General features: G+C 31.9%; 14 protein-coding genes. All 14 read left to right on the top strand.

Annotated features, from left to right (window positions below; genetic code table 11):
• The first annotated feature begins 46 nt into the window (after positions 1-46).
• The 14 genes from CA_RS11155 to CA_RS11090 all read left to right on the top strand — a co-directional run bounded on the left by CA_RS11155 (position 47) and on the right by CA_RS11090 (position 13,038).
• Positions 47-1,783: a motility associated factor glycosyltransferase family protein gene (locus CA_RS11155; protein WP_010965467.1), complete on the top strand. Its 1,737-nt coding sequence runs from the start codon at positions 47-49 to the stop codon at positions 1,781-1,783.
• Between the two features lie 107 nt (positions 1,784-1,890).
• Positions 1,891-2,742, top strand: a complete 852-nt coding sequence (locus CA_RS11150; RefSeq protein ID WP_010965466.1) for a flagellin — start codon at positions 1,891-1,893, stop codon at positions 2,740-2,742.
• Between the two features lie 131 nt (positions 2,743-2,873).
• Positions 2,874-3,872, top strand: coding sequence for a dTDP-glucose 4,6-dehydratase (locus CA_RS11145; protein WP_010965465.1), 999 nt, complete (start codon positions 2,874-2,876; stop codon positions 3,870-3,872).
• Positions 3,873-4,086: 214 nt separating this feature from the next.
• Positions 4,087-4,491: a flagellar basal body rod protein FlgB gene (gene flgB / locus CA_RS11140; RefSeq protein ID WP_010965464.1), complete on the top strand. Its 405-nt coding sequence runs from the start codon at positions 4,087-4,089 to the stop codon at positions 4,489-4,491.
• A 5-nt stretch (positions 4,492-4,496) separates the two neighbouring features.
• Positions 4,497-4,928 carry a flagellar basal body rod protein FlgC gene (gene flgC, locus CA_RS11135; RefSeq protein WP_010965463.1) on the top strand — a complete coding sequence of 144 codons (432 nt, stop codon included), beginning with the start codon at positions 4,497-4,499 and terminating at the stop codon, positions 4,926-4,928.
• 13 nt (positions 4,929-4,941) lie between these two features.
• Entirely contained in the window at positions 4,942-5,277 is a 336-nt protein-coding gene (fliE, locus tag CA_RS11130; protein ID WP_010965462.1) for a flagellar hook-basal body complex protein FliE, read from the top strand.
• Between the two features lie 15 nt (positions 5,278-5,292).
• A complete protein-coding gene (gene fliF, locus CA_RS11125; RefSeq protein WP_010965461.1) occupies positions 5,293-6,927 on the top strand; it encodes a flagellar basal-body MS-ring/collar protein FliF in 1,635 nt (544 codons plus the stop codon).
• A gap of 6 nt (positions 6,928-6,933) precedes the next feature.
• A complete protein-coding gene (gene fliG, locus CA_RS11120; protein ID WP_010965460.1) occupies positions 6,934-7,950 on the top strand; it encodes a flagellar motor switch protein FliG in 1,017 nt (338 codons plus the stop codon).
• Entirely contained in the window at positions 7,934-8,674 is a 741-nt protein-coding gene (locus CA_RS11115; RefSeq protein ID WP_010965459.1) for a FliH/SctL family protein, read from the top strand. The genes fliG and CA_RS11115 overlap by 17 nt, the downstream gene beginning before the upstream one ends.
• Positions 8,675-8,687: 13 nt before the next feature.
• Positions 8,688-10,004, top strand: a complete 1,317-nt coding sequence (gene fliI, locus CA_RS11110; RefSeq protein ID WP_010965458.1) for a flagellar protein export ATPase FliI — start codon at positions 8,688-8,690, stop codon at positions 10,002-10,004.
• A gap of 12 nt (positions 10,005-10,016) precedes the next feature.
• Positions 10,017-10,454 (top strand): flagellar export protein FliJ, encoded by a 438-nt coding sequence (fliJ, locus tag CA_RS11105; protein WP_010965457.1) that lies wholly within the window; start codon positions 10,017-10,019, stop codon positions 10,452-10,454.
• A 9-nt stretch (positions 10,455-10,463) separates the two neighbouring features.
• On the top strand, positions 10,464-11,861 hold the full coding sequence (locus CA_RS11100; RefSeq protein ID WP_010965456.1) for a flagellar hook-length control protein FliK: 1,398 nt from the start codon (positions 10,464-10,466) through the stop codon (positions 11,859-11,861).
• An 11-nt stretch (positions 11,862-11,872) separates the two neighbouring features.
• Positions 11,873-12,592, top strand: coding sequence for a flagellar hook assembly protein FlgD (locus CA_RS11095; protein WP_010965455.1), 720 nt, complete (start codon positions 11,873-11,875; stop codon positions 12,590-12,592).
• A 47-nt stretch (positions 12,593-12,639) separates the two neighbouring features.
• Positions 12,640-13,038, top strand: a complete 399-nt coding sequence (locus CA_RS11090; protein WP_010965454.1) for a TIGR02530 family flagellar biosynthesis protein — start codon at positions 12,640-12,642, stop codon at positions 13,036-13,038.
• Positions 13,039-13,074 lie beyond the last annotated feature (36 nt).

Raw genomic sequence — 13,074 nt, 5'->3', positions numbered from 1 at the left:
GGAGAAGTCCTGCTTTTTTTTAACTATTTAGTATGGAGGGGTTTTGATGAATATAATAACGTTTAATACTGTAATGGGATGTAGAGACATTTCAGAAATTAATGCAGTTATTGAAGAAAGCTTGGATAATAAAAATATACTTAAGTTAGATAATAAGTATATTGGAAATAGAGAAAACGTTCAGGAAGACATAAATTCATTTATAAAAAAATTAAATATAGAAAATACAGAAAGTGACTTTGTAATATTTGGACTTGGATGCGGAGAACATATTTTAAAGCTTATAAATATGAACTTGAAAAAAATGAGAATTTTGATTGTAGAACCAAGAGAAGATGTTATATCGAGATTTTTAAAATTAAATTATGCGAACAAGATAATAGATGATGATAGAATTTATTTGTACTTATATAATGAAGAAGATTTAAATGGAATACTTAGTTTGTTTCTAGATGAATTCAATATATCGAATACAAAGTGTGGTGTTTTTGCTAATTATGCAGATACATACTATGAAGAAATATCTAATCTTTATAAAAGTTATATAGACATTCAAAATAGTTTACTTGTAAATATGGGAACACATATAGTTCATTCAAGACATTTTTTTAGTTCCTATATGAATAATTTAAAGTTCATTCAGAAAAGTACAATAATAAATCATTTTAAAAATATTTATAAGGGTATGCCGGCAGTTATTGTTTCAGCAGGCCCCTCACTTTCTAAAAATATAGATTTACTGAAGGATTATCAAAGTAAGTTTATCGTTATAACGGGAGGAAGGACGCTTAAGCTTTTATTAGATAAGGGAATAAGGCCTGATTTTGTGTGCGTTATAGATCCTGATGAACCTGCGTTTGAAATTATGAAGGATGCCCTTGATTGTACAGTACCCATAATTTACTCTGAATTTACAAATTACAAGGTAATTAAGAACTATAAGGGAGATAAAATTTTTTTCACGGATACGGGGGTCAATGATGCCTCTAAAGATTTTTTTGAGAAGGATATAGATAACTTGTATGAAGGGGGATCTGTTGCACATGTGTGTGCTTCTTTAGCAGAATATATTGGCTGTAATAGGATAATATTTGTAGGTCAAGATTTTGCGTATACTAATGATGTAACTTGTGATTTGAATGTTGGTGGAAATAGTAACATAAAAAATTTCTTCTATGTTGATGATGTGTATGGGGGAAAGGTAAAAACCGATAGAACACTTTATTTTTATAAGAAGGCAATGGAGGAATTTATACAAGTAAAAAAACATGTGGACTTCATAAATTGTACAGAGGGTGGAGCAAATATAGAAGGAGCACCACTTATTAAATTTAAGGATGCACTAGAAAAATTCGGCGAAAGTATAAAGAATACAGAAGCTGTAAGTAATATAATAAAAAGTAATAATGTGCTTATGGATGATGATAATATGCGCATTAAACTGGATGGAATTAGACAAAATATAAAAGTAATAAGCAGTATGTGCACTTCTGCAGTAGAACAGTATAATAGTTATTTGGCATTTGGAGGAAAAAGTGAGAGTGATAAGGATTTTTTAGCACATAATTTTAATCTGACGAATGAGTGTATATTTAGTATGGCTAGCAGCTTTAAATTTATAAATGTGCTTTTGTCTCCGGCAATAATAAATATACTTGGTAATCCTAATTTTAGAGAAAAAAAAGGTATGAAAAGTGAAGAAAAACTTAAAATAAAATTTGAAAGAAATCTTATACTATATAATAATATAATAGAGGCTGCAAAGGAGTTTATGAAATATTGAAATATACTTTCTAAAGGCTAGAAAAAATATAACGATAATAAAATCGATAGCATAATTTTGAGGAAGTTTTTTCAAGATTTTATAAAAATTTTGGGAGTTGATATATAGTGAGGATAAATCATAATATGGCGGCATTGTCGCTTTTCTATGAACAAAAAAGTGTTGAAGGGCAGCAGGCTACTTCTCTAGAAAGAATTAGTTCAGGACTAAAAATAAATAGTGCAAAAGACGGTCCAGCAGCTTTAGAAAAAAGTGAAAAAATGAGAATGCAAATTAGAGGAATGCAAATGGCAGCTAGAAATGTTCAAGATGGCATTAGCATGTTTCAGACAGCAGAAGGTGGAATGAGTAATGTATCAGATATGCTTCAAAGAATGAGAGATCTTGTTCTTGAATCTGGAGATTCTAGCAAAACTGATTCAGACAAAAAGAATATACAGCTTGAAATTGACGAAATAAAAAATGGAATAAACGATATTACTAAAAATACTAACTTTAATGGCAAACCTCTTTTGGCTTCTAATGAAAAAAGTGAAATTACTATAGGAAATAATGTAGGAGAGACTGTACAGTTTTCTTTTTATGATTTAAGTTCTGAAAGTTTAGGGCAGAAGGATGCAAATGGAAATGTAACAAGTAGTATTAGGAATGTAAATCTCCAAGCAGATTCTCTAAATGCTAATCTTGCTACAATTGATAGTGCTCTTTCAACTGTTTTAGATGCAAGAGCTCAGTATGGCGCTATCGAAAATAGATTTGAAGATACCTATAATAACTTAAATAGCTTTTCAGAGGGAGTTCAACAAGCAGAAAGCGATATTAGAGATTCAGATGTTGCGGATGAAATGATTACATATACTAAAACGGGTGTTCTTATGAACGCTGGTGACGCAATGCTTGCTCAAGCAAATCAACTTCCGAAAGACATCTTAAATATATTAAGTAGTATTAGGAAGTAAATAATGTTATTACTCATAATCTGATTAGGCATAAATGCCTAATCAGATTATGTTTATGAGTGATACTTTTCATTAATTACAATATTGAGTAAAAATAACCAAAAATAAAATTTGAATAGGAGATGAGTAGGGTGAATATACTTGTAACTGGAGGCGCAGGATTTATTGGAAGATGGGTTGTTAAGAAGCTTTTAGATGATGGGAATACGGTTACAGCATTAGATAATCTATCTAATGGAAGTATTGAAAACATTGAGGAATTTAAAGGTGAAAATTTTAAATTTATCGAAGGAGATATAAAAAATAAAGATGATTTAGATAGAATTTTCGAGGATAAGTATGATATAATTTATCATCTTGCAGCATCTATTGTAGTGCAAGAGAGTATTGATGATCCAGAGAAAACTTTTTTTAACGATACAGTGGGTACCTTTAACATCCTTGAGAGAGCTAAAAAACAAATGTTTGGACAGCATGGGAAAATGAATGGAAGTATATGGAATATAGATGAAAACGATGAAGTTTACCCATGCAAGGTTGTATTTATGAGTACTTGCATGGTTTATGACATTTCAGGAGAAACTGGAATTGATGAACAGCACAGCGTAAAACCCGTATCACCTTATGGAGGAAGTAAGATAGCAGCTGAAAACATGGTGCTTTCTTATTTTAATGCGTATAAGCTTCCGGCTGTGGTTATAAGACCGTTTAATACATATGGACCATTTCAAAAATCGAATGGTGAAGGAGGAGTTGTATCTATATTCCTGAAGAATTTCATTGACAATAAGCCTATAAATATTTATGGATCTGGAAAGCAAACAAGAGATCTTTTGTTTGTAAAAGACTGTGCTGATTTTGTAGTTAATGCAGGATATAAAAGTGAAGTTGATGGAGAAATAATAAATGCAGGCACAGGAAATGATATAACTATAAATGAGCTTGCTAACCTTATAGCTGGTAAAAAAGTTTCTGTTAACCATGTAGAGCATATTCATCCTCAAAGTGAAATTATGAAGTTGAAATGTAACTATTCTAAAGCAAAGAATTTAATGGGATGGGAACCTCATTATACATTGGAAGAAGGAATAGCTGAAACCAAGTCTTGGCTTGCTTCGACAATTAAATAGCAAATTGTGTTTAGTTTGCTATTTAATTTATCTAAAAATTTTTATAAAACCTTTTAGAATGTTCTGAAATATAGTATAATGATTTCATGTGTTAAATTTTTTTTTACACGTTTTTATAAAACGACTTAATTTTTAAATTCTAAAAGGAATTTGAAAAAATTTGTCCAATTAAATAATAAAGGGTATAAAAGTCTATAAAAGAGAGGAGAGAATTATGATGGATGTGAGCAGTATATCAAGTAACCAATATACTTACGGTTTACTTAGTAAGGGACTTGATGCAACATCAGAGAGAGGTAAAGCAATATCAAATAATATAGCAAATGTAAACACTAAAGATTACAAGAGATATTATGTTAGTTTTGAAGATAATTTGAAGAATTCAATGGATAATCTTGGGATGGAAAGAACAGATTCTAGACATATAAATGATGGAGCGTCTTTTGGAGATATTCAGTTAAAGCAAGATACAGCAAGTAGTGTAAATGAAGATGGAAATAATGTTGATATTGATTCAGAAATGTCAAATGATGCACAGAATACACTTGAATATTACACACTTATAAATCAGATAAGCAGCAGAATTAACATGGAGAGAAATGTTATAAATGGGAGGTAATCTTTATGAGTTCTTTTAGTTCACTCAATATAAGTTCAAGTGGTCTTTCGGCAGAAAGATTAAGAATGGATACTATATCTTCTAATATAGCTAATATTTCCACCACAAGAACAGCTGATGGGGGACCATATAGAAGAAAAGTAGCAGTTTTTCAAGATAATTTTGAGAATTTATTTAATAAAGAAACTGGTAAATATGAGAATAAACCTTTAGGTGTTAGAGCTGTTAAAATAGACGAGGATAAATCCCCATTTAGGATGGAATATGATCCTGGTAATCCTGATGCAAATGCTGATGGATATGTTGCGATGCCTAATGTTAATATTTTAAATGAGATGGCGGATATGATGGCTTCTACAAGAGCGTATGAGGCTAATGTAACTGCAATGAATGATGAAAAGGGAATGTATACAAAAGCTTTAGAAATTGGTAAATAAGGAGTAAATATTTATGAGAGTTGATGAATTTATACCAGATAGTATGAAAAGTATTTTGACTAAGAATACGTCAAATACTAATGTTATTAATGAAAACCAGACAAGCGGTGATGCTAATGGTACAAACAGTGTGGATTTTGGCAATATACTAAATGAGAAGTTACAAGAGGTAAATGATAAACAAATAGATGCTGATAACACTACCAATGCTTTTATCCAGGGAGACGACGTTGATGTTCATAAAGTGATGTTGTCAACAGAAGAAGCTAAGTTGTCACTAGAACTTGCGGTTCAAATGCGAAATAAGCTAGTTGACGCATATCAGGAGTTAAATAGAACGCAGTTATAGTTGGGAGTGCTGGTGATGAAAAAACTATTGGAAAGTTTAAAAAACTTGCGGAATAAATGGGGCGAAATTAGTAAGAGAAAGAAGATAGTTTTTCTGATAATTGTTGTGGCTATTATAGCGTCATTAGTAGTCTTTTTAGTGTCTACAACTAGAACTAAATATGCTGTTTTATTTTCAAAATTGGATTCAAGTGATGCAGCAACAGTTATTAGTAAACTTGACAGTGATAAGATTGCGCATAAAGAAGATTCTTCTACAAATACTATTTACGTTCCGGCAGCAGATGTTGACAAACTTAGACTTCAGTATGCCACAAATTTAAAGGGTGGAAGTACTGGATTTGAACTTTTTGACAATAGTGCTAATAAATTTGGAACAACGGATTCTGAATTTAATGTCGAGTATCAAAGAGCTCTTCAAGGTGAACTTGAGAGAACAATAAAGAACTTTGATGAAATTAGCGACGCTAGAGTTCATTTAGTTATGTCTGAGGATTCTGCATTTGTTAAAGATTCAACCCCAGCAAGTGCTTCTGTAACAGTTAAGATGAAAGCTGGGGAAACTTTAAGTAAAGACCAAGTAAAAGCAATAATATCTTTAGTTTCTGGAAGTGTTAAAAATCTACCTAAGGAAAATGTACAAGTTGTTGATGATAAGATGGCACTTCTTAGTAAGGATTTATATAATAGTAAAGGAAAAGATGACAGCAGTGATACTACAGATTCTGCGGAAAATAGAAATAAAATGGAATCTAATGTAGAAAGTGAGCTTGAAAAAAAGGCTTTGGATTCTCTTGAAAGTATTTATGGTAAGGGAAAAGTTAAGGTTAAGATTAATGCTGATTTGAATTTTGATGCACAGGAGACTAATAGTCAAACTTATTATGATAATAAGGGTAATCCTAATGATCCTAAAAATCCTACTATAGTTAGTCAACATAGTCAGGAAAGCACTAATTCTCAGCCTCAAAGTACTTCTTCAAGCCCATTAGACAATAATACTAATTCTAACACTATTGCTAATAATAATAGTAACTCTACTTCTAGTAGTAAGGATGTTACAACTAATTATGATGTTAGTAGTGAGACTAACAAAACAGTTAAGGCTCCAGGAGATGTAAGGAGACTTACAATATCAGTTATTGTGGATGGTAAGATCAATGGAGATACTCAGTCTACTCTTACTAATGTAGTAAGTAATGCTGTTGGTTATAATCAACAAAGAGGAGATACTATAAGTGTTGAAGGTTTACCTTTTGATAACACAGCAGAAACTGAGGCTAAAAAAGCTCTTAAAGAGATGCAAGATGCTCAAAATGCTGCAAATAAGCAGAAAATGTACATGGCAATAGCAATAGGAGCTGGAGTTCTTGCTTTAGCGATAATTACTTTTGTTGTAATTATGATAAGAAGAAGAAAACAAGCAGCTGATGAAGAAGAATTTGATGAAGATTTAGATAGTACTCAAAATCTTGATGTAGTAGTTGGGGATGAAATTAAAAAGTCAAAAACTAAGTTTGCACCAATTGATTTTGAGGGTGAGGAAGATGAACAGACTCACATTGAGAAAGAAATCAAAAAGTATGCTTCAACTAAGCCAGAACAAGTGGTTGATATTGTAAAAGCTTGGTTAACTAATGAGGAGAGGTGATAGTATATGGCTGGTAAGGAACAAAAATTAACCGGGGTTCAAAAGGCTGCCATACTATTCATTACTCTTGGACCGGAAGCTTCAGCTAGTATAATAAAGAAACTACCAGAAAGAGAAATTCAAAGAATAACTTATGAGATAGCAAATATTTCTGGTGTCAAAAATCAATATAAACAAGAAGTTCTTCAAGAGTTTATAGAAATGAACAAGGCCAAAGATTATATAGTAGAGGGTGGAATAGATTATGCAAGAGAACTTCTTGCTAAAGCTTTAGGTAACCAAAGGGCAAAAGAAATTCTTGAAAAAGTGGCAGAAGAAACTGAACAGTATAGACCGTTTGCAATTGCTAGAAAGGCAGATGCTCATCAGCTTTTGAATGTCATAATGAATGAGCATCCTCAGACAATTTCGCTCATATTATGTTATCTTCAAGCAGATAAAGCTGCTCAAATAATGTCTTCCCTTCCAGAGGAAGTTCAAAATGACGTGGCTTATAGGATTGCAAATATGAGCAATACTTCACCTATGGTGATAAAGGAAATAGAAAAGGTTCTTAACAGTAAATTATCTTCAGTAGTAAGATCAGATCTTACTGTTATAGGAGGAGTTAAGACTCTTGTTGATATATTAAATCAAGTTGATAGAACTACAGAAAAGAACATTACAGAAGGTTTGGAAAAGGAAAATCCAGAACTTGCAGAAAAAGTCAAAGAATCTATGTTTGTATTCGAAGATGTTATTACCCTTGATGATGCAGCAATTCAGAGAGTTCTTAGAGAGGTTGATAATAAAGATCTTGGAATGGCACTTAAAGGATGTTCTGAAGAAGTTGCAGAAGCTATTTATAGAAACCAATCTAAGAGAGCTTCAGCTGCACTTAAGGAGGATATAGAATTCTTAGGACCTGTAAGACTTGTAGATGTTGAAAAGGCTCAACAAAAGATCGTCTCTGTTATAAGAAGACTTGATGATGCTGGTGAAATCGTAATTTCAAGAGGTGGAGAAGATGCAATTATTCTCTAATATTATAAATAATGATAGAGTACTTGATGAAAAGAAAAAGCAGGTTATTACTGTAGCTAATTTTAAGGTTGAAAGGACTTCTAAAGGTGAAAGAGCTGAATCTGAAAGCTATAATGTTATTGGAGAAGCAATTATAAAAAAGGCAAGACATGAAGCAGAATATATCAAAAATAAAGCACTTGAGGAATCAAGAGAGTTTTATAAAAAGGCCTATGATGAGGGGCTTGAAGAGGGCAGAAAAAAGGGATATGAAGATGCTTATAATGAAACAGTTGTTAAGGGAAATATGGAGATTGAAAATCTAAAGTCCCTTGCAGAACAGAATGTAGCAAATATGATTAAGAGTGCTAAATTTGAAGTTCAAGAATACTTTAATGATATGGAAGCAAAAATAAAGAGTCTTTCCATCGAAATTGCTCAGCATATACTCAAAGAAAGAATTAAAGAAGCGGATGGCATAGATAATATGATTTATGAAGCTTTGGAGATATGTAAAAAGAGCAAAACAATAATAATTAAGTGTAGTAGTAACCATTCTGAAGGCATTAGAAAGTCACTTGATAATTGGAAAAGTACTCTTCCATATAGAGGAGATTTCTTTGTAGTTGATGATGGATATATGGATGAAGGTTCAGCTATAATTGAAAGTGATAGTGGTAAAGTTAAAGTTAGTATTGACGACGCTCTTGAAAAGATAAAGGAAGTTTTATTAAAAACTGAATAGTTCAGGTGATTATATGATAGATATTAATTTCGACAAAGTCATAAGTCAAATAAGGGAGTGTAAGACTGAATATGTTGAAGGAATTGTAAATAAAGTTGTAGGTCTTACAATCGAAGTTGATGGAATAAAGGCATTTGTTGGTGAAGTATGCATAATATATAATGAAAGAAATAGGCCAATAAAATGCGAAGTTGTAGGCTTTAACGAGGGGCGTGTAATATTGATGCCACTTGGTGAGCTTGAAGGAATATCTCCTGGATGTAGAGTTGTTCAAACAGGAATTCCTCTCTCTGTCAAATGTTCTGATGAGCTTTTAGGTAAGGTTTTAGATGGTTTAGGCGCTCCATTAAGAGGAGAAGAAGTAAAAAGTGGAGTTCTTTATCAACTTGATAGAGAACCACCTGATCCACTTAAAAGGCGCAGAATTAAAAATTCTATTGAGACTGGTGTAAGAGCAATAGATGGGTTTTTGACTTGTGGAGAAGGACAGAGAATTGGAATATTTGCAGGAAGTGGTGTTGGTAAGAGTACAACACTAGGTATGATTGCAAGAGAGGCAAAGGCTGATGTAAATGTAATAGCGCTTATAGGGGAAAGAGGAAGAGAAGTTCTAGATTTTATAGAAAAAGATCTAGGAGAAGAAGGCATGAAAAGATCAGTAATAGTATGTGCTACTTCTGATAAACCGGCGCTTGTAAGACTTAAAGGTGCATTTACAGCTACAGCTATTGCAGAATATTTTAGAGACAAAGGCAAAAAAGTAATTTTAATGATGGATTCTGTAACAAGATTTGCTATGGCACAAAGAGAAGTTGGACTAGCTACAGGGGAACCACCAGCAACTAAAGGATATACACCTTCTGTTTTTGCTATGCTCCCAAGACTAATGGAACGTTCGGGAATGGCGGAGACTGGCTCAATTACAGCTTTTTATACGGTGCTTGTTGATGGTGATGATTTCAATGAACCTATAGCGGATGCGGTTAGAAGTATACTTGATGGACATATTGTTCTTTCAAGAAATTTGGCAGCACAAAATCACTATCCGGCTATAGATGTTTTAAGTAGTGTTAGCAGACTTATGTCAGAAATTGCTGATAGTGATCATAAAAAAGCAGCAGGGCTTGCAAGGGATCTTCTTGCAGAATATAAGAAAAATGAAGACCTTATAAATATAGGAGCCTATGTAAAAGGTACTAATAATAAGGTTGATGCAGCTATAAATTATAATGATAGAATAATTAGCTATCTAAAACAGGGTATAGAAGAAAAATCATCTTTTGAGGAAAGTATAAATTCACTAAAAAGTATGTTTAATATAACACAGTAGAGGAAGTGAATTATGGCTGGATTTGGTTTTAGACTTCAAAAACTTTTGGATCTAAGGATTCAAAAGGAAGAGGAGAGTAAAATAGAGTTTAAAAAATCTCAGGATGTAAAAAAGGAAATTGAGAAGAACTTACTAAGTATGACTGAAAATTATCATGAATATTCCCTTAAAAGATTATCTGGTACAGTAATAGAACAAAAGATAACACAAAATTATCTAAATGCATTAAATGTTCTTATTGACGAAGCTAGTGATAATCTTGAAAAACAGAAAAAAGTAGTTGAAGATAAAAGAAATGTTCTTATAAAAAAGCAGGTCGAAAGAAAAACTGTAGAAGTTTTAAAAGACAAGCAAAAGTTAGAATTTGAGAAAAATGAGAATTTAAAAGAGCAGAGAGTTAATGATGAATTAGCTTTATATAGCTTTATTAGGAACATTGAAAGGGGGTGAGGATAGAGAATGGTTATGGTTAATGTTAAAGGTATTGGGATTTCAGAAAAAGATTCGTATGAATTCAAATCTAAAGATAGTAGCAATTCAAAAAATACATCTTTTGAAGATGTTTTAAAAGTTAAATCTCTACAAAATAATGATGATACAAAAAATGTTAATCAAAAAGATACTGATTCCGATAATGAATCTGATAATGATAGGTATTCAAACAGAAATTTAAGCAGCGATAAAACTTCAAAATCAGATAAAACAAGCACTGCTTCTAATAAGCATAGTAATGTATCGGAGGCAAATGATGCTGATGAAAAAGAAATTAAGAAGATAGTGTCTAAGCTTAATGGCGATTTAGAGGATTTGTTAAAGGATATTAAAGATGGTAAAACTGATATGTCACTTATTCAGCAGATGCTTGAAATGTTGATTAAAGGTAATGGCGCTTGTAGTGACGATGAATTAAAAAAAGCTATGAAAGCACTTGGTATTTCAGATGAAGTGCAGGATAAGCTAATGAAGGTAATGCATGATATTAAAGAACTACTAAAAAATAATTCTGGTAAAGATTTATTAAAAACTCTTGATAGTGCATTAAGTGGAACAGACAATTCATCTTTAGCTGAGAAAGAAAAATTAATAAGAGACATTATTGATTCATTAAAGAAAAAACTAAATGGTAGTGATGCTCTAAATTCTAGCTCTTCTAAATTTGATAATGATTTTGAAGATAAAGGAACGTTGGATCAGGCTGGCAGTAGTGTTTTAGGAAGCAATAAGGAAAATACAAAGGCTTCTTATGATTCAGATAGTACAAATGAACAAGCTAAGAGTGGAGATTCTAGCGAAAATTTTCTTAAAAACCTTATATCAAAGGATGACAACACTGAAAGTCAATTTTCAAAGGTTACTGCTTTTATGAATCAATTTTCTAGTAGTGCAGTTGAAGTTCAAGGAGATGCAAAGGTAATGACTGCAAATAGGGTTACTTTTGTAGAGGATATGATAAAATCAGTTAAGTTTATGGAGAATAATAACATCAAAGAGTTAACTGTAAAAATTAATCCTAAAGAACTTGGAGAAGTTATTATAAAGCTAACTTCTGAGGCTGGAGTTATGAAGGCAGAGCTTACAACTTCAAATAAAGATGCTTATAATCTTTTAAATTCAAATCTCAATGAAATGAATAAAAACTTAAATGAACAAAATATAAAAATACAAGCTTTTTCTGTGAATGTGTATAATGATGATACTACTTTTTTCTCTGGACAAGATAAAGAATCTAACGAGAAAAATAAAGAAAATCAGAAAAATAACAGTAATAAGAATATAAAAATAGATACTGAAAGTGATGACGCAATAAATAATTCATCAGACAATAGTTCTCTTAATAAATTAAATATGCTTGCATAGGAGGTGTTTTAATGGCAAATACTACTAATCCGCTTAATGACTTAAGTACAGTCACTATTACGGAAAATAGTAAAACTGCTGGTGGAACCCAAATAGTTCGTAATGCGGGTAATACATTAGGGCAAGATGCATTTTTAAAAATACTTATTGCGGAAATGTCTCACCAGGACCCTACAAGTCAGCAGGATTCAACACAGTATATAGCTCAGTTAGCTCAATTTTCAAACTTAGAACAAATGACTAATTTGAACAGAACCATGACCTTTAGTGGTGCATCATCACTTATGGGAGGAACGGTTACTTTAAAACAGTATGACCCTGATGGCGTGCCATATAGAGGAGAAGTTCAAAAGGTAACTAAAAATGGGGATACCATTCAAATATATGTTAAATTAATTGATAGTAATGGTAATTATGTTCGTCAAGAAAAAGTTGATGGAAATGGAAATGTAGTTAGAGACTCAAAGGGAAACATTGAGTATGAAACAGAAACGGTACCACAAACAGATTCAAATGGAAATGTTGTTAAGGATTCAAATGGCAACATTATGTATAAAACTCAAGATGTATATAAGGTAATAGCTTTTGATTATAGTCAGGTTAATAGCGTTTCTGCTCTTAAGGATAATATATATGATACAACTCAAAAGCAAATAGATGACCAAGTTGCATCAAAGAGCGATACCTCAAGTTCATCGAGTACTACAAGTAATACTTCTTCTTCGACATAAGGGTATACTAGATTATCTATGAAGAGCTTAAGTGCAGGTGATTATATATGAGTTATAGAGTTGTAAATGGAAAGTTGTTTCAAACACAAGATATAGCTAATTATTATGTGAATAATACTTCGAACATAAAAGCTTCAAATAACTCTTTAAATGACTTTGAAAGTATTTTAGATAGCAGTATTAAAAAGCAGAATGAATTTACTATTTCACATCATGCTGCTGAAAGACTAAAATCTAGGAATATTGATTTTACTGAAGCTGATATGAAAAAGATAAATGATGGAATCAATAAGGCACACGATAAAGGAGCAAAGGACTGTTTGATTTTTTACAAGGATGTGGCGTTGGTTGCTAGCATAAAAAATAGAACTATAGTTACTGCTGTAGACAAAGGCAGTAGTAAAGGGAATGTATTTACTAATATAGATAGCGTGGTTTTATTATAGCTGGACCTTTATAGGGGGCTTGTTTTGTGGAATGAA

The sequence above is a fragment of the Clostridium acetobutylicum ATCC 824 genome (genome assembly GCF_000008765.1).
GTDB classification, from domain to species: Bacteria; Bacillota; Clostridia; order Clostridiales; family Clostridiaceae; genus Clostridium_S; species Clostridium_S acetobutylicum.
The sequence above is the reverse complement of the archived record's forward strand: the minus strand, read 5'-3'. Positions and strand labels throughout refer to the sequence as shown.